At 39.3% G+C, this 26,348-nt stretch carries 25 protein-coding genes; 11 read left to right on the top strand and 14 right to left on the bottom strand.

Features of this window, described 5'->3' with window-relative positions; all coding sequences use genetic code 11:
• The first annotated feature begins 2 nt into the window (after positions 1-2).
• Genes SHI21_RS07770 through SHI21_RS07760 form a run of 3 tightly spaced genes read left to right on the top strand, consistent with a single transcriptional unit; the run spans position 3 to position 3,128 of the window.
• Positions 3-1,253, top strand: coding sequence for an MFS transporter (locus SHI21_RS07770; protein ID WP_323575767.1), 1,251 nt, complete (start codon positions 3-5; stop codon positions 1,251-1,253).
• Positions 1,234-2,415: an MFS transporter gene (locus tag SHI21_RS07765; protein ID WP_323575765.1), complete on the top strand. Its 1,182-nt coding sequence runs from the start codon at positions 1,234-1,236 to the stop codon at positions 2,413-2,415. The genes SHI21_RS07770 and SHI21_RS07765 overlap by 20 nt, the downstream gene beginning before the upstream one ends.
• Complete coding sequence (locus tag SHI21_RS07760; protein WP_323575764.1) at positions 2,412-3,128, top strand: siderophore-interacting protein; 717 nt, start codon at positions 2,412-2,414, stop codon at positions 3,126-3,128. The genes SHI21_RS07765 and SHI21_RS07760 overlap by 4 nt, the downstream gene beginning before the upstream one ends.
• A 56-nt stretch (positions 3,129-3,184) precedes the next feature.
• Here SHI21_RS07760 and SHI21_RS07755 read toward each other — a convergent pair whose 3' ends face one another.
• Positions 3,185-3,448, bottom strand: coding sequence for a hypothetical protein (locus SHI21_RS07755; RefSeq protein WP_323575763.1), 264 nt, complete (start codon positions 3,446-3,448; stop codon positions 3,185-3,187).
• 126 nt (positions 3,449-3,574) lie between these two features.
• On the opposite strand from SHI21_RS07755, the gene SHI21_RS07750 reads away from it, so the two are divergent.
• Positions 3,575-4,456, top strand: coding sequence for a LysR family transcriptional regulator (locus tag SHI21_RS07750; protein ID WP_323575762.1), 882 nt, complete (start codon positions 3,575-3,577; stop codon positions 4,454-4,456).
• 14 nt (positions 4,457-4,470) lie between these two features.
• Here the strand turns inward: SHI21_RS07750 and SHI21_RS07745 are convergent, their stop codons facing one another.
• The 5 genes from SHI21_RS07745 to SHI21_RS07725 form a co-directional block, all read right to left on the bottom strand.
• Entirely contained in the window at positions 4,471-5,256 is a 786-nt protein-coding gene (locus tag SHI21_RS07745) for a hypothetical protein (RefSeq protein WP_323575761.1), read from the bottom strand.
• Positions 5,257-5,691 (bottom strand): hypothetical protein, encoded by a 435-nt coding sequence (locus SHI21_RS07740; protein ID WP_323575760.1) that lies wholly within the window; start codon positions 5,689-5,691, stop codon positions 5,257-5,259.
• A 238-nt stretch (positions 5,692-5,929) separates the two neighbouring features.
• Positions 5,930-6,703, bottom strand: a complete 774-nt coding sequence (locus tag SHI21_RS07735; RefSeq protein WP_323575759.1) for a S1 family peptidase — start codon at positions 6,701-6,703, stop codon at positions 5,930-5,932.
• A 104-nt stretch (positions 6,704-6,807) separates the two neighbouring features.
• A complete protein-coding gene (locus SHI21_RS07730) occupies positions 6,808-8,001 on the bottom strand; it encodes an MFS transporter (protein ID WP_323575758.1) in 1,194 nt (397 codons plus the stop codon).
• 10 nt (positions 8,002-8,011) lie between these two features.
• A complete protein-coding gene (locus SHI21_RS07725) occupies positions 8,012-8,461 on the bottom strand; it encodes a MarR family winged helix-turn-helix transcriptional regulator (protein WP_323575757.1) in 450 nt (149 codons plus the stop codon).
• Between the two features lie 171 nt (positions 8,462-8,632).
• On the opposite strand from SHI21_RS07725, the gene SHI21_RS07720 reads away from it, so the two are divergent.
• The 3 genes from SHI21_RS07720 (at position 8,633) to SHI21_RS07710 (ending at position 13,610) form a co-directional block, all read left to right on the top strand.
• Positions 8,633-9,550, top strand: a complete 918-nt coding sequence (locus SHI21_RS07720; RefSeq protein ID WP_323575756.1) for a DUF72 domain-containing protein — start codon at positions 8,633-8,635, stop codon at positions 9,548-9,550.
• An 84-nt stretch (positions 9,551-9,634) separates the two neighbouring features.
• Complete coding sequence (locus tag SHI21_RS07715) at positions 9,635-12,004, top strand: ATP-dependent DNA helicase (protein WP_323575755.1); 2,370 nt, start codon at positions 9,635-9,637, stop codon at positions 12,002-12,004.
• Positions 11,994-13,610 carry a hypothetical protein gene (locus SHI21_RS07710; protein ID WP_323575754.1) on the top strand — a complete coding sequence of 539 codons (1,617 nt, stop codon included), beginning with the start codon at positions 11,994-11,996 and terminating at the stop codon, positions 13,608-13,610. The genes SHI21_RS07715 and SHI21_RS07710 overlap by 11 nt, the downstream gene beginning before the upstream one ends.
• Here SHI21_RS07710 and SHI21_RS07705 read toward each other — a convergent pair.
• From SHI21_RS07705 to SHI21_RS07690, 4 genes are all read right to left on the bottom strand, one after another.
• The gene (locus SHI21_RS07705; RefSeq protein WP_323575753.1) at positions 13,607-13,933 is read right to left on the bottom strand and encodes a DMT family transporter; all 327 of its coding nucleotides are present in this window, start codon (positions 13,931-13,933) and stop codon (positions 13,607-13,609) included. The genes SHI21_RS07710 and SHI21_RS07705 overlap by 4 nt on opposite strands.
• Position 13,934: 1 nt before the next feature.
• Positions 13,935-14,585 carry a hypothetical protein gene (locus SHI21_RS07700; RefSeq protein ID WP_323575752.1) on the bottom strand — a complete coding sequence of 217 codons (651 nt, stop codon included), beginning with the start codon at positions 14,583-14,585 and terminating at the stop codon, positions 13,935-13,937.
• A gap of 11 nt (positions 14,586-14,596) precedes the next feature.
• The gene (locus SHI21_RS07695; protein ID WP_323575751.1) at positions 14,597-16,309 is read right to left on the bottom strand and encodes an ABC transporter ATP-binding protein; all 1,713 of its coding nucleotides are present in this window, start codon (positions 16,307-16,309) and stop codon (positions 14,597-14,599) included.
• Positions 16,310-16,582: 273 nt separating this feature from the next.
• Positions 16,583-17,764: an MFS transporter gene (locus SHI21_RS07690; protein ID WP_323575750.1), complete on the bottom strand. Its 1,182-nt coding sequence runs from the start codon at positions 17,762-17,764 to the stop codon at positions 16,583-16,585.
• 97 nt (positions 17,765-17,861) lie between these two features.
• On the opposite strand from SHI21_RS07690, the gene SHI21_RS07685 reads away from it, so the two are divergent.
• Entirely contained in the window at positions 17,862-18,167 is a 306-nt protein-coding gene (locus SHI21_RS07685) for an ArsR/SmtB family transcription factor (RefSeq protein WP_323575749.1), read from the top strand.
• On the opposite strand, the gene SHI21_RS07680 is transcribed toward SHI21_RS07685, so the two are convergent.
• Entirely contained in the window at positions 18,168-20,915 is a 2,748-nt protein-coding gene (locus SHI21_RS07680; RefSeq protein ID WP_323575748.1) for an RCC1 domain-containing protein, read from the bottom strand.
• A 239-nt stretch (positions 20,916-21,154) separates the two neighbouring features.
• Positions 21,155-22,042 (bottom strand): LysR family transcriptional regulator, encoded by an 888-nt coding sequence (locus SHI21_RS07675; protein ID WP_323575747.1) that lies wholly within the window; start codon positions 22,040-22,042, stop codon positions 21,155-21,157.
• A 115-nt stretch (positions 22,043-22,157) separates the two neighbouring features.
• Here SHI21_RS07675 and dkgB point away from each other — a divergent pair, with 115 nt between their 5' ends.
• Both dkgB and SHI21_RS07665 read left to right on the top strand, forming a co-directional pair.
• On the top strand, positions 22,158-22,961 hold the full coding sequence (gene dkgB / locus SHI21_RS07670) for a 2,5-didehydrogluconate reductase DkgB (RefSeq protein ID WP_323575746.1): 804 nt from the start codon (positions 22,158-22,160) through the stop codon (positions 22,959-22,961).
• A 19-nt stretch (positions 22,962-22,980) separates the two neighbouring features.
• Complete coding sequence (locus tag SHI21_RS07665) at positions 22,981-24,150, top strand: MFS transporter (RefSeq protein WP_410198816.1); 1,170 nt, start codon at positions 22,981-22,983, stop codon at positions 24,148-24,150.
• Positions 24,151-24,187: 37 nt separating this feature from the next.
• Here the strand turns inward: SHI21_RS07665 and SHI21_RS07660 are convergent, their stop codons facing one another.
• Positions 24,188-24,784 carry a TetR/AcrR family transcriptional regulator gene (locus SHI21_RS07660; RefSeq protein WP_323575744.1) on the bottom strand — a complete coding sequence of 199 codons (597 nt, stop codon included), beginning with the start codon at positions 24,782-24,784 and terminating at the stop codon, positions 24,188-24,190.
• A gap of 107 nt (positions 24,785-24,891) precedes the next feature.
• Between SHI21_RS07660 and SHI21_RS07655 the strand changes: the two genes are divergently transcribed.
• On the top strand, positions 24,892-25,470 hold the full coding sequence (locus SHI21_RS07655; RefSeq protein WP_323575742.1) for an NAD(P)H-dependent oxidoreductase: 579 nt from the start codon (positions 24,892-24,894) through the stop codon (positions 25,468-25,470).
• On the opposite strand, the gene SHI21_RS07650 is transcribed toward SHI21_RS07655, so the two are convergent.
• Positions 25,467-25,898, bottom strand: coding sequence for an SRPBCC family protein (locus tag SHI21_RS07650; protein WP_323575741.1), 432 nt, complete (start codon positions 25,896-25,898; stop codon positions 25,467-25,469). The genes SHI21_RS07655 and SHI21_RS07650 overlap by 4 nt on opposite strands.
• Between the last annotated feature and the right edge of the window lie 450 nt (positions 25,899-26,348).

Raw genomic sequence — 26,348 nt, 5'->3', positions numbered from 1 at the left:
ATATGAAATTTTCAAGCACTAACCAAAAACTCACGATCGCTTATTTGAACACGCTGACTTTTAGTATTGTTCAGATTCTTTTATATACAACGATTCCTTATATCTCTGAGAAGACTTCACTTCATACGGCAACGATCATTGGTGCCATCAGTGTTGGCTCTTTTATTTTTGCTTTTATGGGACCCTTTTGGGCAACTAAAAGCGACACATGGGGAAGAAAAAGGGTTTTAAGTTTTGGTATGCTTGGAATGTTTTTTTCATTCATGCTTCTTTGCTCACTTTTTCTTTTTAACGATCAACTATCCATGACTGCAAAAATCGTTATTATGTTTTCTTGCAGAATTATTTACGGACTTCTTTCTTCAGCAGTCGTTCCTGTCTCTCAAGCATGGCAGTTGGATTTGATTGATACAAAAGATAAATTGAAAGTCCTGACAAGAAACTCAATGTGTTTAAATGTTGGGCGTGTTCTAGGGCCTGTTCTTATTCTCATTCAAAAAGTAGATTTCGAGCACATGATTTATGCCGGAACACTTTGGGTCCTTATGCTTGCTTTAGGATGCCTGCTGACTTCATCACCTGCTGAGAAAAAACTTTCTTCGGAAGCTGCTCAAAAATTCGATTGGAAGGCGATCGCTCTTGAGTGGAAAGCTCTCTTCAAAGAATCAATGCTTCCTATTTTACTTGCTTTAATTTTTACAAGCTTCATTGGTGTTCTTCACTCGACACTTGGTCATCACTTAAAAGAAACATTAAATATCAAAGGTGATGAGGCCAGCGTTCAAATGGCGAAACTTGTTTTAGGAAGTAGTATCTTTGCTCTTGTCGTCCAACAAACAAGTCAGTGGATTTTTAAACGTGATTGGAAACTTCGCCTGATTACAGGTGCGAGTGCTTTAATACTTGGTTCATTTGTTTTAAATGCAGCTGGGACACTTAACGGGATCTGGGGTGCATTGATGCTGATTTCTATTGGCCTGGCATTAATTCCACCTGTGTATATGGCACTTATCAGTGCTTCTGCAAAAGAAAATGTCACTGGAAAGAAGATTGGTTTTGCAAGTATCGCCCATTCTCTTGGTTATGCTTTTGGTGCGGGAATGATTGCGCTTTCAATGAAAATGAATCTTGTGTCTAACATGACGGTGATTGGTTTTATCTCGCTCGTGACTTTTGCAATTGTCGCTTCGTTAATTTTTAATAAAACTGACTTTGTACTACCGGCAAAAAAAGATGCTCAGTTATCTAGCTAACCTCAATACAATTACATTCTCAGCAGTGCAGATTTTACTCTTCACGATGTTTCCCTTCATTGCTGAGTCCTTAAATTTATCTCTTTCATTAGTTATCGGTGTTTTCAGTTTAGGATCTTTCCTCTTTTTGTGGAGCGGCCCTTACTGGTCTTCTAAAAGTGACTTCGCCGGCAGAATGAAAATTCTTAACGTCGGAATGATCGGACAGTTCGTTTCTTTCTTACTGCTTTTTTTACTTATCCTCTACTCACGTCATCTTCCTGAAGCTGTCACAATTGCCTTACTTGTTATCAGCAGAATTATTTACGGTGCCTTTTCTGCGGCCATTATTCCTGTAGCTCAGGCCCTACAGTTAGATTTAAGTGTGAAAGAAACTTATTTAAAATCGATGCTTTCAAATTCGATGAGTTTAAATTTGGGACGCATGATCGGGCCGATTTATGTTTTAGTTAATGGCGACTCTCCCATAGGACTCATGAAAGGAGTTTTAGTATGGTTGGTGTTTATTATGGTTTCTAATTTTTTATGCAAAAAACTTGAAACCAAACAGCGCCTTATTCAAAAAGAGAAAATGATTTTTGACTGGAGTCTTATTACTAAAGAATTGAAATGGGTTTTTCTTTTAGCTCTTCTGTTTACATGTTTTATCGGAACACTTCACAATACCTTCGGCCTGCATATTAAAGAGCTCTTTGATCTGGATGCTCCAGCGACTTCTATATTAATGGCAAAGTTTTTACTGGGAAGCTCGATCATGGCAGTCGTCTCTCAATTCGTAAGTAAAAGATTTTTTAATGATCCATGGCAAGGGCCGCTTATCATTGGGGCATTTACTCTTTTTTGTGGCGCAATGGGATTTGCACTAGGAACAACCAGCTCTCAAGTCTGGATGAGCATGATGGTGGTTTCTATTGGAATCGCGATGATTCCTCCTTCTTATTTAACTCTGACGACTTTCTTTTCACCTTCAATCGAAAGGGGCAAGAAGTTTGGCATGATTAATGCTGCCAATACTATTGGATACACTGTCGGGGGATTTTTTACGGCCGTGACGTTAAAACTTTTTTCTCACGACCTTGCGCTCATCATTACCACAAGTGTTTTGGTAAGTGCCATCGTCTTAACAATTATCGTTCTTCAAAAAAAGAGAATCGCCATATGAGTACAATCAAAAAAATTCTGGTTAAAATTTTAGGTCCGATTATTTTATCTAAAAGTAAAATCGTCTCGAACGAACAACTCTCACCACATTTTCACCTACTGACTATTAAAGGCAGAAATCTTAAAAAAGAATGGATTCCCGGACAAAAGATTCAGATCCAGTTAAAAGACGATGAAATGAGAAGCTATACGCCTTGTTCTTGGGACTCTAAGGCCGGAGTTATGCAAACACTCGTGTACATGCATGGAAAAGGCCCAGGGGCCTTATGGGCACGCGATGCTAAAGCACAAAATAAAGTGATAGTCTTAGGTCCAAAAAAATCACTAAAGCTTGAAGAAGCAGGAAACCGAGTGATCTTCTTTGGAGATGAAACAACTTTTGGTCTTGCCCACGCGATTAAAAAAAATGTTCCCGATATTAAATTTCATTTTTTTATGGAAGCTGGAAACACAGATGAGTCTTCAGCAATCTTAAAGAGATTCGACCTAGAAGAAGCACTACTGGTTTCACTAGGACAATTAGATCTTATTGCCGAGCAGATGAGTAAAATCTTTGCAGAGGATAACTCAATCAAAATCGTTCTTTCTGGCAAGCAACAGTCGATTGTCGCCCTTAGAGAAAAACTCTACTCACTCAACATTCCAAAGGCAGCAATAGGCACTAAAGTTTATTGGGGCTGGAAAGATGATCCTAATGGTAAATTAAAAAAATAAAAAAAGGCCCTGCATTTTGCGGGGCCTTTTTATTTTAATCATCTAGTAGATTTTGGTTAAATGTAATCTGAATTTTTTAGTAAATGCTTATGTTGAATATGGTTTTGGAATTGATTCACTTTGCTAGTTGACTCAGGTCTTTGTTCAGACACTGCTTCTATTTTCATCTGATCACCTTGAAGATCATCTGAATCACCTAAACGATACTCTTGTGGACTTTTAATGATTTCATCACCACGCATACGGCTTTGTGCGAATGCTGATCCACCTATCATGCTACTAACTAATGCAATTGCGAGAACGATTTTTAAAGACTTCATATATACTCCTAAAACTGTGTTTTATGTTTCTCTCTGAAGTCAGTATCGTCCAAAAATGGATTGAAAAATATTATTTTCTTTCTATAATCTATATAGATATTCTCTATATAGAAAAAGGACCTCAAAATGACTTTTGACCAGCTAGAAACCCTCGACATGGTAGTAAAAACAGGCAGTTTTAAAGCGGCCGCGGATCAGCTACACAAAACGCAGCCTACTTTATCCGTTTCAATAAAAAATCTTGAGGAAGAATTTGACCTGCTGATTTTTAATCGAGAAACGTATAGACCAACACTTACACCTCAAGGTGAAATTTTCTATGAATGGGCCAAACAATGTTTGCACTCTTACCGCAATCTACAGATCGTTGGTATTGAATTGGGAACTCATAAGGTTGAATCCAATCTCACAGTCGTCTTTGATCCATTAGCGCGCTATCAGGCCTTAAGAGATATCTTAAAAGAATGTTCATACCATTCAATGTCGACTGAACTTCTGCTTCGTTCAGAAATTCTTCGCGTGGGTTTAAAAATGTTACTCGACGAAGAAGCAGACTTCGCGATTGCTCCAATGCTTACCAAACATGAAGAAATTGAAGGAATTCTTTATGACAGTATTGATCTCATTCCTGTTATAGCCAAAAGTGTATTGGAGAAAAAAGAAAAACCTGAACTTGCTCTCTTAAAAATCATTCCGCAGCTCATTGTGGTGGAAGGAAGGAAAAATAAGCATACTGAAGATGAAGAGCTTCCAGGTATTTTAACTGGGGCCTCGAAATGTTTTGTGACTGATCATCAGATGAAAAAACATTTAATTAAAGAAGGTCTTGGTTGGGGGCGTCTCACTCGTCATGAAATCTCAACCGAACTTAAAAATGGCTCACTAGTAGAAATTGATCTGCCGGAGGTTGAGTCTTTTAAATTTGATATTCACATTATGAGAAATAAGAAGAGACCGATGGGGCCGATTGCCAGAGCGATATGGGCACACTTTCAGCCCAATAAATAAGAGACAGAAGTTTCTTATTTTTTACAGTAAGGATTTAACTGGATCAAATCTGAAATTCCACCACCATTTTTAAGTCTTAAGTGCTGCCAGTATGAACTGGATTTTCTTCCCCACAACTCACCGTTGCCTTTATACTCGCCTGCTTTGCCTTTAAGCAACTCTCCTAAAATGTCCATACCACAACGAAGGTTATCGTTAGTCGCAACGACAGAGGCCGTTTTACAGTTGTCTCCGCGCCAGCTTCTTTGTGACTTTCTTTCATCTAGCTGAACTAACCCAACAGCGACACCATTTGTAGAACCGCCATTTCTGGCCTTAGCATCACAAGTTGATTCAATTTTTGAAATAGAGGCCATAACCCAAACCCAGAAATGTTTTTTTTCATCGACAGTCATTGCTGTCCAATTCGGGCAAGCTGTTACACCTGAACTCATTCCGGCCAGGTCGTTGCTGTAAAAAATTGAGTTATCACCTTTTTCATCGAGGTACTTAACAATTGTTTCTCCCCATGGGCCATAACCTTCGGCCTCACCATTGTCAGTGATGAAGTTAGTGCATTGATTCTCTTCTGGTTTATCGCTGACGTTAAATTCTTCAGATAGAGTTGGGAATGGTTTTTTCTTTACTTCAACTTCTATAGCGGGACATGGACTTGGAGACTCTCCCCAACTGCCGACGGTGCTATTGAATTCGTTGATACAATTTTTGACTCCATCCATAGTCGAACCTGAACATGCCGTAGAGGAAGTATTTCCCCACGAGTTCATCGACATAAAAAGAATTAAAACAACTTGGATCATTTATTTTCTTATAATGTAAAAACAGCTATAGGTTGTTTTTTTATTTTGTTCTGAAGTAAATTCATATTGATAATTAAGTTTGTCATTTTTTAATTCCATCATTTCAGTGATCACACCATTTTCAGGAATTTTAGGACAACTACTTCTTGTGGTTTTTGCCTTAAAAGCATTGTCCGTTTTTTCATAGGCCGTTGTGTATGTGCATCCACCTTCAACAACTTCTTTCACCACAGATTTATCTTCCAGGTTTAAAACCCATGAAAGCTGGCTTCCAAATAAAAGCGTACGAGTTTTATCTTTGATGTCGGGCCTAAGAGATATGCTTCCGATCGGACAAAGAGTCGGTCCTTTAATTAGTTGATAATCACCTTCCAAACTCGCTTGAGCTTGTGTGGATAACAAAAAATAAAAACTTAGTATTGATAGTATTTTCATAAGGCCTCTTGGACTTAATAAATTTTAAGTCATATTGGGAAAATTGGAAGAGCAAACTGTGCCTGTTGTGATTATGAATAATTATGAGAGAGAATCTGGAAGAATTCACCTAGGAGTTACTTGAAAGTGCCTTCAAAAAGAAGGCACTTAAATAGCTCTAGTTTGTAATTGTTTTTTATTGCGATCATTTTAGGCAAAAAAAAAGCGCTCCCGAAGGAGCGCTCATATTGAGATAGAATTACTTGTTCATTACACCAGTGATCCACTCATTACCGTTAGAAACGTTTGAGTAAATACCGTATTTGTTTGCTCTAGCACAACCTTCTCCGAAACTTACAACACCAACTAGTGTGCGAGTTTCTCTGTTGATTAGTGGTCCACCACTGTCACCTTGGCAAGAATCTTTTCCGCCTTGTTTGTAACCAGCAGCAAGCATAGTTTCATTGATGTCTCCATCGTATGCTTCTTTAACGTTTGCATCAGCACGAGACACTAGAGGAACATCTACTTCTCTAAGGATTGCTGGTTGGCTTCCGTTTTCACGAGTTACACCCCATCCATAAACAGTAACGATCAATCCAGCTTCTAATCCACCAGATGATTCAAGGTTAGAATCAGCGATATCGATTTTAGAAATTTTTGGGTTAGCAGCAAAATCGATTGGAGTAGCAAGCTCTAGAAGAGCAAAGTCGTTTGAGCTGTTAGCATATTTTGGGTGTACGTAAGATTTTGCAACTTTAAGTACAACTCTATCAGATCCTCTAAGAGCGATACTTCCTGCAGTTACCTGGCTTTTGAAAAGCGGCTTGCAGTGAGCAGCAGTTAGAATCCATTTTGCGTCGATAATAGTACCAGCACATCCACCACCGATGCTTACGATGAAAGAAGTGTCAGTTGTTTTTGGATTAACTTCAATACCACCAACGATACGTGGAGTAATTTTTTGAGTAGGAAGAGCAGCATATGTAGACGTCATTGTCAGTGCAGCTAAAGTTAGGAAAATCATTTTCATAAGAATCTCTCTGTTTAGATTTGGTAGATAAATTCTTATTTCTCTGATTCTTTCTGACAAGTAATAATCGTAGATGTGATTACTTGTAAGAAAACATTTGCCTCTTACGCTGCAATTACAACTCTTTTCGCCACTTGCTCTTGATAAAATAGCAGGAGGATTCCACAAAATGCGATGAACGAGCATGACCACGCCCATCCTGTAAGATTGCCGGTTCCAATTAAGTAACCACCAATTAAAGGGGCAACGATCTGAGCTACTGACTGCAAAGATTGAGTCACACCAAGGATAGTTCCCTGCTGATCTTTAGGAACAATCTTAGTAATTTGACTGGTAATTGAAGGGCGAAGAACTGAACTTCCGAATGTATTTAAAATTAAAGCAAGAAGCAAAAATGGAATAGTCGCCGTTTCTCCAATGAAGAAATAACCAAGACTCATGGCCACAAATCCAATGAAGACAATCTTTTTTTCTCCCATGAAATCACTTAACCTACGTAACACTCCCACCTGAACAATCAAACTCATGCAGCCAATAAATGTAAAGATCCATCCAACTTGTTGCGGCCCGAAGTGTTTTCCTTCAAAGAAGAATTTCTCTCCCAAAAACATGGCAAAGCCTGACATGAAGAATGAAAAAGCAAAAGCGAAGGCAAAAAACTGCAGTAATAAAGGAGCAACTTCTTTCACTCGGAAGTATTTATGAATATTTTTTGCAGCAAACTTATTTCTAGGTTCACTTGATTTATGAATCTCAGTATTGGGAAGAATGGTTATTGTCGCGATAATACTCACAGCTGAAAGGCAGGCCGCAAGGAAAATAGGATAATGAGCGCCGTATTTGGCCAGGAATCCTGAGAGTGCTGGCCCGATAATAAAACCTAAGCTGAAAGCTGCTCCCAGCATCCCGAAAGCTTTAGTTCTGTCTTTGGGTTCAGTGACATCTGCTACATAGGCCTGGGCAACTGAAATATTTCCCGCTGTCAGTCCATCAATAATCCTCGCCAGGAAAATAAGAACTAAACTATGAGATAAGGCCAGCATGATGAAACCAAGACAAGTCCCGATCTGACTGATGACCAGAATCTTTTTTCTTCCTACTTTATCAGAGGCCTGTCCTAAAATCGGCCCCGCAATGAACTGGCATAAACCATAAACCGCCACAATCATCCCGACCGTAAAAGGTGTCGCCCCTAAACTCTCCGAGTAAAACGGCAGAAGAGGAAGAATGATAGTCATCCCTAGTACGTCGACCAGGACGATTAAGAAAATAGGGATCATGGGAGAAGTGCGTTTCATAAATGCCTCGTTACAATTTCATAATTAATTTTTTAAGGGTTTCTGCTTCACTATCACTTAAAGGTGAGAGAAAGTTTTTCTCGCGAGTGATATTTTTCTTTTTCACAATCGCCAGAACTTCCCTGCCCGATTTTGTGATCTGAATAAGTCTTTGTCTTTTATCTTTTTTGCCTTCAATCCTATTCACAAAACCCAGATTTTCCAGTCCGTCGATCATACGAACGATTGTGACTTTATCGTGTCCAAGCTCCTGACCTAATAACGCCTGAGTTAACATGTCTGAAGTGGCCAGAATACGTAAAATTCCTAACTGAGGTGGCGCCAGATCAAACTCTTCCAGGATTTCTATCAGTGCTCTTCGGTATTTTAAGGCCACATGTAGAAGTCTATACCCGAAAGCATCTTTTAATGCCGGGTGGATGTCTTCTTTATAAATGGGTCCAGTGTCTTTCGTTTTCATAAATTGATCATACTGGAAATTAGTTACACTTTGAAACTAATTTAAAAAAATAGTTTCAAAGTGTAACCATTTCATAGAATTAATCGATCCAACTTATACGCAGTTTCTTAAGATCTTAAAAAACCGTAAATAATGATTATTTTCTTTTGTCTTCCTGAAGAAGATCGATTTATGATAACCCCAATGGAATTTGGAAAACTCGCAGACATTCAAAACATCAATTGGACTCTCCCAGAGGACGATTCAAAAAATGCCTCTCACATTCATTTGGCGGGAGAGACTCCTAGTGCCCTTTTTTTTGGCGCTCCGGCATGGGGTTCTAAGCACTGGTTAGGGAAAATCTATCCAAAGAAAACTCCGACTCAGGAATTCCTCCACTACTACTCCAGAAACTTTACTTGTATTGAACTTAATACAACTCACTACAGAATCCCTGATGAGAAGACGACTCATGAATGGCTTTCAAAAGTCCCGGAACATTTTCTTTTTTGTCCCAAACTCCCTAAAGATATCTCTCACGCCAGAAATGGCCTGGTAGATAAAATCACGCTGGAGCATTGGTTGGATTTTCTGCAAAGAATGAAAACAAACCTAGGTCCGTGTTTTATTCAGTTGAGTGAGTATTTTTCTTATCAGGATAAAATGCTGCTTTTTAAGTTTTTAGAAAGCTGGCCTTCAGAGTTCAAACTCACTTTAGAGCTTCGTCATCCGAGCTGGTTTCAAGATGGTGTGATTCTTCCGGCGCTGACGGATTATCTTAATAGAAAAAATATTGGACTGGTGATTACTGATGTAGCAGGAAGACGAGACGTCCTTCATTCTTCCCTCTCTACCAATTGGTCTTTAATTAGATTAATTGGAAACAACCTCGACCCAAGTGATGAGCTTAGACTCTCAATGTGGGCCGAAAGAATTAAAAACTGGCAGTCTATGGGGTTGCCTGAAACTTACTTATTTTTGCATCAACCGGATGATGTCATGACCATTGAATTCGCTAGTAAAGCATTAGAGGTCTTCCATAAGGCCGGTTTTTCAAATCTTCCGCATCTACAAATGCAAACACAGGCCGATTTGTTGAGTATTCTCTAAGAAAATGCAGCGCACATCCTAGAAGCCTATCTCTTTTGCTATGATTTCCCCGTATCGTTGCAATGAAATCACTTGGGATAGTTTTTGCGAAAAGTTAATATTGATGTCCGAAATTTTGCCGTTCCATCTCCTCTTGTAGGGAGTATTGAAACGCATTCTGGTTTTGGTGGAAGTCTTTATAGCGGGCAAGATATCCATAAAATATTCCAGCAGAAAAAAGAAAAAGAAAATTCAAACTACATTCCAGAAAAACATTTAAGTATCACCTTCGATAAAAAACCTTATGAGTTTGTGATTTCAGGGCGTGCGGATGGTTTTATCACCAGCGCTCCTTGTGTGATTGAAGAGATTAAATCCAGTTTTGATGTTGAAGCTCTTTATGAAAAGCTTGCCGATAATTTCAATCATCCTTATTACTGGCAACTAAGAACTTACGGGTATATTCATTATCACCAGACAGGAGAGGTCCCGCTTTTAAGGCTGGAGCTTATTTCGGCAAGAAACTTTAAGACCATGAGTCTCGATGTGGATTTTAATCTTGAAGAGTATGAAATATGGCTGGAGCGACGTTTAGATGAATTGGTTCGTGAGACAAAAATCAAAGAAAAGATTTTTGATATAAGAGTTCAGTCTGCACAAGATATGGTTTTTCCTTTTGCAACACCTAGACCCGGGCAAGTTGAGTTGGTTGCGGCAGTTGCAGAGAATTTTGCTGAGTCTATACCTCTGCTGATAGAAGCACCGACCGGCCTTGGAAAAACGGCCGGAGTTTTATATCCTGCTTTAAAAGAATCTCTTTCTCGCGGGCAAAAAGTTATTTTTGTTACACCAAAAAACTCTCAGCATCAGGTGGCCGAAGCGGCCGTAAGTCTTATGCAGGATCAAGGTGCGAAAATCCGCTGCCTCACACTGACTTCAAAAGCGAAGATGTGCAGGAAAGCAGAAGTCATCTGCAATCCTCAGTACTGCGAATACGCCAAAGATTATTATGCCAAATTAGATGAGCATGACCTGGTTAATAAAGTTGGCAAGATGAAGCGCCTTACTTCCCGTAAATTTATTGAGCTGGGAGAAAAGTATCAGGTCTGCCCTTTTGAATTATCATTGGAAGGAATTGATCGTGCCGATGTTGTCATTGGTGATTACAATTATGTTTTTTCTCCGAGAAGTTTAATTGGAAGGCTCTCGACTCCTTTATTAAAACCAAAAGAGAAGGCCAATCTGGTTATTGATGAAGCTCATAACTTACCTTCAAGAGCTCAGGATTATTTTTCACCTTCAATTTCCATCGGACAGATTACTTATTTTGAAAGTCAGTTTGCTAATCTACCAGATAAATTCCTTGATGATGGAGTTGCTCTTACTCAGGACTTTATCCGTCTTATTAGACAGTATTCCGGCGAATCCCGCAGGATTACGATTGATCCAGCTCCTTTCATTGAATTAGGGGCACGTATTCGTGAGTTCACTGGTGGGTATCTCGAATCAGATGTGGAAATTAAGGCGCAAGATCCGGTCTTAGGTTTTTCAAATCTTGCTCAAAATTTTATTGAGTCACTTGAATTAACCGGCCCTGAGTTCTTTCAGACTTATCAGAAAACTTATAATGCTGAAATATTGAAAGTGACGTGTTGTGATGCTTCGGCACAGTTAAAAGAGTGTTATAAAGAATTTAAAAACTTTGTGGCCTTCTCGGCGACACTTAAACCTTTTTATTATTACCAGCAGCTTTTAGGTTTTCCGGAAAATAAAACCAAGACCTATGAATTTGCTTCTCCGTTTACTGAACAGAATCGTAAGATCATGGTCATCCCCCAAATTTCTACCAAGTACCGTGACAGAAACTCGAGTGCTCCTAAGATTTGTGATGTGATTGAGCGTGTTTTAAATGTGAAGTCTGGAAATTATATTGCGCTTTTCCCCAGCTTTGAATTTATGAATATGGTCGTCGGTAAATTGAATCTTCCGGATTATCAAATCCTGACTCAACCAAAAGAGATGAAGCTTCCTCTTATCAATACGTACCTGCATGAATTGCGTGAAGGTTTAAGGCCTACGCTACTTCTTGGAGTGCAAGGTGGAGTTTTCTCCGAAGGTGTCGACTATCCCGGACATATGCTCATTGGTGCTTTTGTTGTGGGGCCTGCTCTTCCTAATTTTGATTTTGAACGCGAACAAATCAGAGTGTATTATGAAAAACGTTATGGCAGTGAACATGCTTTTGATTACGCTTATGTTTTTCCCGCGATGGCCAAAGCGATTCAATCGGCCGGAAGAGTTGTGCGTACAGAAACAGACCGCGGAGTGATCATTCTTATTGATCCACGCTTTCTGGAAGACAGTTATTCACAGACGATGCCTGCTGAATGGTTTGATGAATCACCTCGTGAGTTAGTCTCGCAAAAGATCCTTCAGGATATAAAAGATTTCTGGGAGACTACATATGAAACTTAAATCTATGCCTGTCTTTTTTCTGGATCTTCAAACCACAGGAGCGAAACCTGATAACTCTTATATCCTGGAGATGGCCTACGGGTCTAAACACGCCGAAACTCAAAGTTTTTTAGTCGAACAGCCTCCTGAATATGAAATCCCTCGTCGCATTCAAATCATCACCGGGGTTAAAACCTCTGACATGAAAGATGCTGTGCCTTTTCCTGAAGCGATGAAGAGACTTCTCAATTTTATTAAAACAATGTCCAAGTTAGATAATATCGTTTGTGTGATTCACTTTGCTCAGTTTGAAAAACCATTTCTTGCTGCTGCTTTTGAAAGTATTCACGCCGATATGCCTTTTACCATTCTTTGCACTCACGATATCGCAAAAAGACTTCTTCCCAATCTTCCGACCAGAGGGATCAAAGGTCTTTCAGGTTATTTTGGTTATGATGCCGGTGAACTTAAGCGCTCGGCCTCCCATGTGGATGCCACCAAAGTGATCTGGTCAAAATTACTCGAGACGTTGGAAGAAAAAGAAGTCACGACTTATGAAGAACTACAAAATTGGTTCATCGAAACTCCAAAGGCAAAAAAGACAAAATACGAATACCCGCTTCCAAAAGAAAAAAGATTAGATCTTCCCAAGGTACCGGGAATTTATAGGATGCTTAACTTTCAAGGAGAAGTTCTCTACGTTGGTAAAGCAACCTCACTGCGGGATCGAGTGAACAGTTATTTCAGAGGTCAAAAAAACCGCGATCCTAAAAAACTGGAAATGCTCACTCAGGTTTATGATTTGAGAGTGACTCCATGTGCGACTCCTTTGGAAGCGGCCCTTATGGAAACCGATGAAATCAAAAGATTAAATCCGAGATATAATATTTCCCTTAAGGCCGCCAGACGCTCGCTAGCTTTTTTTGATAAAGAGTTTACTTCTGTGAGTTCAACTCCTGATGAATTCCACATGATCGGGCCTTTTTCAAATGCCATGGTCTTTGAATCGATGATGAAGCTTAGTTTGTATTTAAATACCATTTACAAAGATGGCGCTCTCCCTGATGGAGATTTGTTTTTTGAAGAGCTTGATCCACAACTTTTAAAAGATGGGTTTGAAGTTTTTTGCTTGAGACACAATTTTACTCCTGAAACTTTTGCATCAGTCAGGTCGATGATTGCCATGGGAATTATTTGGCAGAGAAGATATGACAAAGAGTTAAGCGAAAGTGAAGAAGCTGAATTAGAACTACAGGAAGTTGAGCTTGATGACAGCGCTGAGATCGAAGAAGAAATTGAAGAGTTCAATGACTTAATAACTGTGGATGACCTGGCCGATAAGTTTGAAAGACACTTCATGAGAATCGCCAGGGCCTATATGCGAGTTCGTAAGATCAATCGTATGCTCAACGCCGATATTGAGTTTTCTATCGCTAACAAGGCCAAAAGAATCCTTCAGGTGAGAAATGGAATTGTTTACTACGCTCCAGTTGATCATAGTGAAGATTCAGAAAATTCCTGGAAAGATCACTCGGTAGAAACTTATGACAGGATGACCGTTCTCTTAACTGAGCTAGAGAGAATCCGCTCTCAGAATGGAAACTATCACATTTCTTTTATTGATTAGGCCTTCGGCATTTCGGCAAATTTGAGAATGATTGAGCCAAGGATAATACAGGCCATTCCTACCACGTGAGAGATGTGAAGTTTTTCAGAAAAAACCAGATACCCTACACAGACAGCACCAACAGTTCCGACACCTGACCAGATAGCGTAGGCCGTTCCCATGGGAATAGACTTCACAGAGATTGAGAGCATGACAATCGTCAGACCATAACCTACTACCACGCCAATGCTTGGAAGAATGTTTTGAAAACCGTTTGAACTCTTTAAACAGGCAGTTCCCACGACTTCGGCCACGATGGCCAGGACTAGATAGATCCAGTGCATATTATAGTATCACTTGTTCGAAATTTTCTTTTGAAAAAAGCCCCGACATTTCATGATGAACTTCATCAATACTCGTCAGTGTTTTTTCGAAAGCATGGAAAATCACTTCTTCGTTTTCATTCTCAGAAAAATATCCATCTCCATCAATCATAGCAATATGATGCTCGCTAAATTCGCGGGCAACATGAGAAAGCTCAATGGGTGAAATGGGTGGATCACACTTGATCCCTTCATAAGACAGGGACTCAAAATGCTGAGGATCAGAGAAGTATCTGGCGAAGTCATTTTTCAAAATATAAAAGGCGTAATTAGAGACCTCGCTAAATTTTTCTAAATCTTTGTGGACCTTAAAAAATTGCGAGGCCATTCTATTTTTTCTTAAATCAGTTTCCGGTAGAACCACGAGTCTCCCCATGATCTCTACCGCTTCTAGGCCCTGGTCGACATGAAGACCTGCACGGTTGTACTCTTTAATCCCTCTGTTTTTTATCTCAAGGTTGTCGAGATAAATAAGAATTTCGCCTTCAGTAGTTAAACAAAAATCGATCTTCTGAGAAACGGGAAAAAAATCGTTATGGTGCTTAGTCACTAAAGTCAGAGTTCCATTGTTTGTACTCTTCATTAGGACTCGCGCCATTCGTGCGGTGTCCATTCACTCTCCAGTTAGATTAAACTTGGACGCCCCTTAGGAATCGCATCGATTAATCGTTTTGTGTATGCATTAGCAGGATGATTATAAATCGTGTCAGGGTCTGCAATCTCCACAATCTTTCCAGCGTTCATAACAGCGATCTCATCAGAGATGTATTTAACAACTGAAAGGTCATGTGAAATAAAAATATAAGTTAATCCAAGATCATCTTGAAGATCCTGAAGTAAATTTAAAACCTGTGCCTGAACTGAAACATCCAGAGCTGAAACTGATTCATCACAAATCAAGAATTCAGGGTTAAGCGTAAGTGCTCTTGCGATACAAATACGTTGTCTTTGTCCACCTGAGAACTCGTGTGGGTATCTGCTTAAAGCGTCTCCATTCAGACCAACTTTTTCTAAAAGTTGTGCGGCCATTTGAAGTTGCTCTTTTTTATTTTTACCAATTCCGTGAATAACCAGAGGCTCAGTAACGATGTCTCCGATTGTCATTCTTGGGTTTAAGCTTGAGAACGGATCCTGGAAAATGATCTGCATTTTACGTCTAAGGGCTCTCATCTCTTCCGGATTTTTATTCACGATATTTTCACCGTGGTAAAGGATCTCACCTGCAGTTGGTTCAATCAGCCTTAGGATAGTTCTTCCTAAAGTTGTCTTTCCACATCCAGACTCTCCTACTAAACCAAACGTAGTCCCTTTTCTTACTTTAATCGACACACCATCAACAGCTTTGAACTCTGTGATTTTTGTTCCGAAAATTCCACCTTTGATCGGGTAGTATTTTTCAAGATTTTTAAGCTCGAGAATTACTGGATTTTTTTCTTCGCTGATAATGCGAGGAACTTTATAATCAACAAGTGCCTTGTAGAAAGCGTCTTCATCTTTTAAAATTGTTTCAACAGTTGGAAGACGTTTTGGGTTCTTATCAATTTTCGGGCGACAAGCAAGAAGACCTTTTGTGTAAGCATGCTGAGGATTTTCAAATAGTCCTTTGCAGCTTTGCTCTTCAACTTTATCACCTCTGAACATTACCGCTACATCGTCAGCGATATCAGCAATAACTGAAAGATCGTGAGTGATGAATAGCATGCTCATTTTATGTTTTTTCTGAAGTTCCATCATCAGGTCTAAAACCTGTTGTTGAATCGTTACATCAAGCGCAGTCGTTGGTTCATCGCAAATTAAAAGCTCAGGCTCACATGCCATCGCCATTGCGATCATGACTCTTTGCTTTTGCCCACCAGACATTTCGTGTGGGTATGTGTTTGCTTTAGCAGCTGGATCCGGGATCCCTACTTCTGTTAAAAGTTCAATTGTTCTTTTTCTTGCTTCTGCTTTAGAAATTTTCTGGTGAAGTAAAATCGTTTCATCGATTTGATCTCCAACAGTGTACACAGGATTTAAACTTGTCATCGGTTCCTGGAAAATCATTGAGATTTTATTTCCACGAATCGCTCTCATTTCTTTAAGACTTAGTTTTAAAAGGTTTTGCCCTTTATATAAAATCTCACCAGTAACAGTAATTCCTTTGTGATCTGGAAGCAGTCTCATGATTGCAAGAGATGTTACAGATTTTCCAGAACCAGATTCACCAACGAGGCCCATCGTTTTCCCATAAGGGATATTTAAGTTAAGATTTTTTACGGCCTTAACTACATTGCCACCAGACATGAAAGTGACATTGAGATTTCTAATTTCGAGAAGATTTCCAGAATCAGGAGTCATACTATTTCCTTAAAAAATACTTGGGACTAAAGAAGTGTGCGTATGTTTTTTTGCGAGTCTATTTCTAGAAAGTCTGCCAAGTCAAACTTTTATCTAATAGCAAAAACAATGCACTATTATATTTGATTCCCCTGCAATGAAGCAAGCATCAAATATCGTTACAAAATTGAGATTTGTTTATAACATTTTTTGCAGGGAAATGTGGAGTTTTTCCTGAGAGATTATTGTGAATTAATTCAGCTTTTTACTGCACTGGACCGCGGACCCCAGTGCTTAGTGTTGTTCTTTGTAGCCGACAAGTTTTTCAGATAAAAATAAAAGCATGGCGACCAATGGGAATACCAGCCCAAGTAAACTTGAAAACCCCCATCCACCGTGAAGATAGGCCCATCCACCAAACGCTGAACCAAAAGCTCCCCCCATATTGACGATAACTAGATAAAGTCCATTGAGTCTGCTTTGGTTTTTTGGATCGATCATAAAGATTGCTCGTTGACCTAAAACAAGATGCGCTGAAACTCCGGCATCTAAAAGGTTTGCCGAGATCACTAACACGATTAACCAAAGAGTACTTCCGGCCACAACAAAATGGTTAATTGAAAAAGAAATGATCCCAACTAAAAAGGCAATAAACGTTGCCTGTTTACTCCAACCTCTATCAGCAAGCTTTCCTGCGTAAGGAGCTGCAATCGCTCCCGCAAGACCAGCAAGTGCGAAAATCGCAACACCTTTTTGCGTGAACTGGAATGCAGAATTCACCAGCATCATCGGAGCGGTTGTCCAGAAAAAGCAAAATGCTCCAAACATACAGGCCTGATAAAGCGCTCTTCTTTGAAGAGTGGGCGTCTTCATCAGCATTTCTTTCATCGACCAGATAAGTTGACCGTATTTTAAATTTGTTGGCTCTGGTTTTCTCTCAGGCAGTATTGATGAAAGTCTCCAGAAGACAATCGCCATCATGATCGCAGAGAAATAGAAAACAGCATGAAGAGAAACTAAATCAGTTAGTAAACTTGCAAGTGGACGCGAAAACATAATCCCCAGCATAAGACCACTCATCAAACTTCCGATGACGTGCCCTCTTTGCGATTTATCATACAAGTGAGTTGTGTAAGGAACAATTACCTGAACAGCAGAAGCTCCAAGACCTACTAATATTGTCGCCATAAAATAAGGAACCAATGATTGAGAAGCACCTAAAAGAATTTCGGCCACAATCGTTATACCGATCATAGTTAAAATCAGTTTTTTGTTCTCTACAAGGTCTCCCAATGGAACAACGAAGAAAACTCCCAGGCCATATCCAACCTGAGTTAAAGTCATCACTAATCCGGCAGCATCAGGTCTGATTCCCAGAGAGTTTGCCAACAGACTTAAAATGGGTTGAGCGTAATAAATGTTGGCGGCCATTACACCGACAGCGAATGACATAAAAATAATGAAACTTTTCTTCATTAGATGATCCTTAAAAGATAGTTCGATAGATATCTAACACATTTTTACGCCTGCTCTTGAATGTTTGCAAGAAAAATGTTAGATGTATATCTAACATATGGAAGAATTATTTCACCCTAAATTAAAAGACATTACAATTGAACAAGTACTCAAAGCACTTGGCGATCCTGTTCGTCTTGCTGCGATCAAGGAATTACTTGAGGCAGAAGGTGGAGAAAAGGCCTGCGGGACTTTTGACTATTCTGTAACTAAGGCAACTTTTTCTCACCACCTGCAAATTCTAAGAGAAGCAGGAGTTTTAAACATGAGGTTAGAAGGGGCCAGGAAATACATTTCTATCAGAACGAAAGATTTGAATAAACGCTTTCCTGGGTTGCTTGAATTTATAGCTTCATCGAAATAATTATAAGTTTAATTTAATAGGCAGTGGTGTAAAGCTATTGAGACCATTTCCTACTTCTCCAGTAGATCCGTCTCCCCAACAATAAACTTCTTCATTATCATCCATTGCACAGAAGCTGGCATATGAAGATTTAATGTCGACAATTTTCTTTCCGCTCAAGGCGCCTGCTGAATTCACGGCAACTGGAATTAGTGAATCAGCTGAATTCCCATCTCCTAAAGATCCATCAGATCCAAATCCCCAACAGTAAACTTTATCATCGCTGGCAATGGCACATGTTGAATAACTGTTACCACTAAAAGTTTTGATTGTTTTACCGCTCAAGACTCCTGACATATCAACTGCAACAGGAACTGGTGCAAAATTAGTCGTGCCATCACCTAGCTGACCGGAAGTATTATCTCCCCAACAATACATCAAATCATCATTGGCAATCGCACAGACCATCGTATCCATAATTGAGATCTTTTTAATTGTTTTATTGTTTAAAACACCTGCAGTAGACACGGCCACTGGAACATCTGAAACAGGAGTGACCCCGTCACCTAATTGTCCGTCAAATCCTCTCCCCCAACAATAGGCCTTCAGGTCATCAGCAATTGCGCATACTGTTTCTGAATAAATTGTTAATGAATTTATTTTTTTACCGCTTAAGACTCCTGTTCTATCAACGGGAATCGGCTCCAGACTATCAGCACCTGTATTGCCACCAAGATGCCCTGAAGAACCATTTCCCCAACAATAAGCAAGGTCATCACTGGCAATCGCACACACGAAATTTTTTCCTACTTCAAAACTCTTAATTGTTTTCCCAAGAAGCGCGCCACTCATCTTAATGAGCTGTGGAACTCCGGAGTCGTCGCTGGTTCCATTTCCAAGAGCACCATCCCTTCCTTCTCCCCAACAATAAAGATTTCCGGAATCAGTTAGTGCGCATTTGAAAGCAACATTACCTTCTTGCAATTTTAAATCTACGATTTCTTCACTTCCAAAATCATGGACAAAATTTAAAGACTTCCCGGTCGTTCCACAAAATAATTCACCGTCACTTCTTTGAGCACAAACTGTGTCTTCAATGTAAGTTAAATATTTTGCATCTAAAATTAATTCATCAGAAGAGTCTGTGGTTTTTAATGACACCGGATAATTTGTAAAGGTGTCTGTTCCATTACCAAGTTCTCCTCCGCCTCCATCTCCCCAGCAATAAATTTGATGATCGCTGGCAAGAGCGCAAGATGCATAGGCACCTGGACCAAGTTCAAGAATTGTTTTTCCACTTAGTGCTCCCGTCATATCTGGAGAAGTGGGAACTGAAACTTTATTACCGGAAATTTTATTACCAAAAAATCCTTCTCCCCAACAATAAGCAAGGCCATCACTTGTTAAGGCGCAAATATTATCTTTTGAACTCGTTAAATTTGTAATTGTTTTTCCATTGATATCCCCTGAAGTATCGATAGACACAGGCAATGACGAATTTCCCGCCATACTCCCATTCCCCAAACCTCCGCGATAACCATAACCCCAACATGCAACTTGATTGTCACTGGTTAAGGCACACATTAAACTATTAGTTCCGGCAATTTTTGTAATAGACTTCCCACTTAAAACACCGGCCGTATTAACAGCTACGGGTACATTTGTATCTGATGTACTTCCATTACCAAGGGCCCCGTCTCCATCGTACCCCCAGCAATAAACACGGGCGTCATCAGCAAGTACACATGTAAATAGACCGGCCATATGAACTTGAGTAATGATTTTTCCCGACAAGACTCCTGTGAAATCTACGGCCACTGTTGATGATGAATTTGAACTTGCACCATTTCCAAGAGTTCCATAAACTCCATAACCCCAACAATACATTTTATCATCACTTGCTATTACACAAGTGGTGTTCCCAGACATATCTAATTTTTTAATAGTTTTTGCACCAAGCGCACCACCTGCAACGGCAATAGGAATTGTCGAGTTGGCAGTACTTCCATTTGCCAGCGCCCCAAAGCGTCCGTATCCCCAGCAGTAAAGTTTATCATCTGAAGCGATTACACAAGTTGTGTCTGCGGCCGATTTAAGTGTCTTGATCGTCTTTCCATTCAATACACCTGCAGTTGAAACAGCGACAGGCGTATTGGAATCAGTTGTTGATCCATTACCAAGCTGCCCATATCCATTTTCTCCCCAGCAATAAACCTGATCATCTGAGGCGATCACGCAAGTTGAAGAATTACCAATAACTATTTCCTTGACGGTTTTACCACTTAAAACGCCGGTAAAATCTGGAGATGTTGGAACAAGTGCTGCATCATCACCTCTTTCACCGTTTCCAATTTGCCCATAATAATTAGAACCCCAACACGCAGGGATTCCATCACCAGGGATCGTACATTTCAATCCACCATCATATGATGAAATAATATTTGTAATCGTCTTACCGACTAAAGGTTGATAGGCCGTTTTTAAATTGGGTGCATGATTGACTGGTTGATTAGTAAAAAGACTTCCCCAGCAGTATTGTTCATTATCGCTTTTTACAAAACAATACCCCTCTTTTAATGCTGAAAGCATTAAAGCCGATGTCGTCGTCGTATTATCACTTGGTGTTGTTGTAGTAGGATTATCGTTCACAACGAGAAGTGCTTTTGCTTTTATAAAAATATTATTACAACTCGTAAGAGTCATAAGTATGACAAGCAGGCAGAAAAAATGTGTAATATTCTTTTTATTTATAATCATTAATCTCTTCATGGTTACTTATTCGGATTAGCTATATAAATACTAAAGTGAATCTTGCTTAACTGAAGATGAATTGAAGATTGAATTTAGCTCGCCAATGAAATGAATATCTTCCAATGGAAAATTTAAGATCATACGTAAAGATAGATTATTTAAAACAATTTATTTTCTGCCAAATCTTAGAGGGGAAAGCAATGACCATGAACACCAACTGTACATGACACTTGAAAAGTATTTAGAATAATATTCGGTTAAGCTTTTAATTTCTTCTGCAAGAATTCAATAAAGAGTGTAATTCTGCTCGAGAGTTGAGTGTTACGATAATAGACTGCTTGAATAGGCTGCCTTGAATCCACTGTATGATTTTTTAATATTTGCACTAGACTTCCTTTTTCAATATCAGGCATCGTCATAAAATCAGAAAGACACGCAATCCCTACTCCGCGTTTTACCAATTGAAAAATTGTTTCTCCACTCGAAGCATTGATATGGCAATTGGCAATATAGGTGTCACTTTTCGCTGTTCTTAGCGGCCAGTAATTAAGTTCTTTAGGATCAGTGAAACCAATGAGTTTATGTTTTGCTAAATCTTCCACTGTTTTTGGCGTGCCATACTTCTCAAGATACTTAGGACTAGCAAGAATTCGAAGTGTACTCGGCTTAAGAGATTTTGCATGCAGTGTGGAGTCCTGAAGGTTTCCAATTCTGATGGCCACATCAATTCTTTTTTCCACCAGGTCAACAATCCTCTCCGAACTATGCAGTTCCAGTTTTATGCCTGGGTATAGTTTTGTGAACTCGTCCATATAAGGAACAATCGAGTGCAGAATAAAAGGAGAAGCTGAGTCCACTCGTAAAAGTCCTGAGGCCGTTTTACTATGAGACGTCACGGCCTCTTCTGCTTCATCAAAAGCGTTAACGATGGAGCGCGAATGCTCCAGAAAAACTTTTCCGTCTTCAGTTAACTGGATTTTTCGAGTGGTCCTCATCAGAAGTGTAGTATCTAGTTTCTTTTCCAGCCTACTCAATGTTCGGCTGCCCCCTGAGGTTGTTTGCCCTAGTCTTTCGGCCGCTGCCGTAATAGATCCGGCGTCTACGATGGCTATAAATGTCTGTAATTCATCAGTTGTTGTTTTCATTAATGCCTGTCTGATTGTTGACTTTAAATCAATTATAAATTGCCAATTTTTGTCTATATTGGCAACACCGAATGCATTAAACTCATCTTATAGAAAAAGTAACCAAGGAAAACATATGCACATACCAGTATTAGGACTCGGAACATTCAGACTAAAAGACGAAGTCGCATTTAACTCAGTTAAGATGGGACTTGAAATTGGATACCGTCACATTGATACAGCTCAGATCTATGAAAATGAGTCTGAAGTTGGTGCGGCCGTCAAAGAAAGCAATATTCCCAGAGAAGAGATTTTTATCACTACAAAAATCTGGACTGAAAATTTGTCGGCAGCAAAACTGATTCCAAGCTTAAAAGAAAGTTTGAAGAAGTTACAAACTGACTATGTAGACCTGACTCTTATTCACTGGCCTTCGCCTAATCAGGCAGTCCCTCTTGAAGAATCCCTTCTTGCTTTAAAAGAAGCAAAAGACTTAGGACTTACAAAAGAAATAGGAGTTTCAAACTTCCCGATTGCTGAGCTAAAAAAAGCGATTGAGATTTTAGGAAGTGAAGAGATCTTTACGAATCAAGTAGAAGTCCATCCTTATTTACAAAATAAAAAACTTATTGATTTCTGTAATACGGAAGACATCATGGTTACGGCCTATATGCCGCTTGCTTATGGGAAAGTTGTGAAAGATGAGACACTAATTAAGATTGGTGAAAAGCATGGAATTAGTGCAGCTGACGTTGCTCTGGCATGGCTACACGAACAAGACCTGATCATCATTCCTTCTTCAACGAAAAGAGTGAACCTAGAAAACAATTTAAACTTCCCGGAAATTTCTTTTAGTAAAAAAGAGCTTTCAATGATTGCTGGCTTAGACGATGGATCTCGAATTGCCAATCCTCCGTTTGCTCCAACATGGGACAAGTAATATGAATAAAGAATCAAAAATGCCCTTGGCGATTTATGCGCTGATGATAGGTGCTTTCGGTATTGGTACAACGGAATTTGTTATCATGGGTCTCTTGCCTCAAATGAGTGAGAACCTTGGAGTCAGTTTATCTTCAGCTGGAATGCTGGTAAGTGGTTATGCTTTAGGTGTGGCCATCGGTGCTCCGATTTTATCTCTACTGTCTTCTAAGCTTCCAAAGAAAAGTGCATTGATTGCCTTAATGGCGATCTTTACCATTGGTAACTTAGTCTGTGCGATCGCTCCTGACTACTGGACACTGATGATTGCCAGAGTTGTCACATCATTTGCTCACGGGACATTCTTTGGAATTGGTTCAGTCGTTGCGACAAGTTTAGTTAGACCAAATCAAAGAGCTATGGCGATTGCCTTAATGTTTACCGGTCTTACGATTGCCAATATTCTTGGTGTTCCTTTTGGAACGTGGTTAGGTCAGATGCATGGATGGCGCTCAACTTTTTGGGCCGTCACAACCATTGGCCCCATTGCTATGCTGGCCCTTGCTCTTTATGTTCCTAAAGCAAAAGAGATGCATACTAATATTAACTTTAAAGATGAAATAAAAGCTGTGACTCAACCTAAAGTAATGATCAGTTTATTGTTAACCGTTTTAGGATTTAGTGGAGTATTTGCTGTCTTTACTTACATTGCTCCTATCCTGACAACAATTTCAGGTTTCCCTGAAAAGGCACTTTCACCAATTCTACTTTTATTTGGTGTAGGTTTAGTTTTTGGAAATATTTTAGGTGGGAAGTTTGCTGATAAAAAATTAATGATGACTTTAACTGGAAGCTTGATTGCTTTAACCTTAGTCTTAATTGGTTTTGGATTATTCAGTCAGTATCAGACAGCGGCCGTGATTTTAGTTTTCCTTCTGGGAGTCACTGGATTTGCCACTGTTCCTCCTTTGCAAATGCGTGCTCTTGAAAGTGCAGCTGATGCTCCGACTCTGGCCTCTGCTTTAAACATTGCCGCTTTCAATCTTGGGAATGCTTTAGGTGCGTGGGTTGGTGGTTTAGTTCTCGATCATGGCCCTGGTCTTACGGGGATTGCATGGGCAGCTGCCGCGATCAGTGGTGTGAGTATTTTAGTGGCGCTTTATAGCTGGAAGACAGATCCAAAAGAAGCGACCATTCCTGTTTTAACATAACTTAAGATAAGGCCTGTAGTCCTAACACTCACAGGCCTTATTTACTAAAAAGTGCTTGAATCATCTTCTTATAATCAATTAACATCACATGATTCATTTCATACAATTCATCCGAATAAGTTATCGTCTGCATAATTCCTAAAAATGATTCTGTAATCAATGTGGATTTTAAACTTAGAGATTGATTTTCAACATCAGGATAAAAAACTTTTAACTTCTCTGCAATCATTGTCGTGATGACTTTTCTCGACTCTATCAATTCGAGTTGATCTTTCAAATTCTGAGGAGCTATGAAAAGCGTTTTGCAGGCCTCGCGTGAACTTAACAGTCTATGCCAGATTAAATCCGCCAGCTTGTTTAAAAATTCTGAACCTGTTAAAGCTTCCATTATTGTAATTTCGTTATAAAGAAACTTCATATCTTCTTCATATCTTTTTAACAGGATTAAATTCAGCATAGATTCTTTATTTGAAAAATATTGGTAAAGTGATCCAATGCTCACTCCTGCACGTTCAGCGATCTTATTAGTTGTAAAATTAACGGCACCTTCTTCGCTAAGAATTAAAAGCCCTGCCTCAATAATACTTTGCTTAGTGACAAGTGCGCGTTTTTGAAGCGTTGTTTGTTTAGTCATTAATGATCCTAAAAGTGAGTACCTTGGATTTTTTTCTATTTTTCCCAATGAAATGACTGTATCAAAAAGCGAGTTTCGAAAAAAGAAAATAATGAATAAGATGACTCATGAAAAAAAATATTCTTATCATCGATGGACATCCAAGAAATAAAAGCTTTAGTGACTCATGGGCCAGCTCATATCACCAAGGCGCTGCCAGGAACTTTAATGTCACCAGGATATCGCTTCGAGACCTAAAGTTTAATCCTAATTTAGAAAATGGTTATAAAATTGTTATGCCGCTTGAAAAAGACCTGATCCAAGCACAAGAACAAATGATGTCCGCTGATCACATCGTCATCATTACTCCGATCTGGTGGGCCGGCCCTCCTGCGCTTCTAAAAGGCTTCTTTGATAGAGTTATGCTTCCGGGGTTTGCTTTTAAATATCGTCCTAATTCAATTTACTGGGATAAGTTATTCCAAGGAAAAAGTGGTCACCTCGTAGTGACAAGCGACGGACCTTCCTGGTGGACGCAATGGCTCCGCGGTGATTCTGCCGTAAAAATGATAAAGCTAGGGGTTTTAGATTTCATTGGAGTGAAGCCTGTTAAAGTTACCAGATATGGCGATATGAAATCGACTTCAAATGATAAAATAATAAAATATCTTAAAGCAGCTTATGTTATGGGTGAGAAAGGATTTTAGGCCTTAATTAATTCGCCAAGCTTTTTAAGAATAGTTCCCCAGCCATCTCTGGTTTTTTCTCTATACTCTTCCAGGACGCCAGAATGTTTGAGTGTGACTTCAGAGCCATCATTCACATCAAAAATATCAATCTCAACTGTCGTTGAATCTGATGAATACTGTGGAACTAAAAAAGTAAAAGCAAGCCGATGAGGTTTTTTAATTTCCAGGTACTCTCCGGTATGAAGAATATCCTCCCCTGCTCTTCTATCAACAAAAGTAAATTTACCGCCAACCTTGGCATCAACTTCAGCTTTCACCATTTCTCCAGCAGGAGTGGCAAACAAAAACTGTGAGGCAATTTGGGGATCTAAGAATGCATCAAAGATGACTTTTGGTGGTGCTTTGTAATGGTGAACGACAGTGACGTAATCTGCTTGTTTATTCATAAAGTTCTCGCTTCAAAAATGAGAGATCTTAGCTCCTAAAAAGCTTATCCTTCGTCATTCCGTGAATCAATGAAATTCATTGTCAGCAGGATTTTTCTTTTTACGGATTTTATTAGAGATGGGTTTGAGGATTTTTTCAAAAATAGACAGGATAAAAAATACGATTGAGAGTAAAAAATAAATGATCAGATAAATTAATTTCTTCATAGTTCTCTGCACATCTTAGTCGTCTTAGGTTGATCAACAACCATTAGACTTAATCATAAATGCCACTGTACTAAAAAACTAAGATATTTTTTGCATGATGATATTTTGTGCTGACTGCTGTAAGAAATAAGCTCCTCTAAAATTTGTTTTTTACAACACTGAGGAAAGAGATGAGGTCCCATCTAGTTAAAATTTAAAATGCACATGACTTGTTGGTAAATGATTTACTAAATTTCAGCGAGA

This window comes from Bacteriovorax sp. PP10 (assembly GCF_035013165.1).
Lineage (GTDB): Bacteria > Bdellovibrionota > Bacteriovoracia > Bacteriovoracales > Bacteriovoracaceae > Bacteriovorax > Bacteriovorax antarcticus.
The sequence above is the reverse complement of the archived record's forward strand: the minus strand, read 5'-3'. Positions and strand labels throughout refer to the sequence as shown.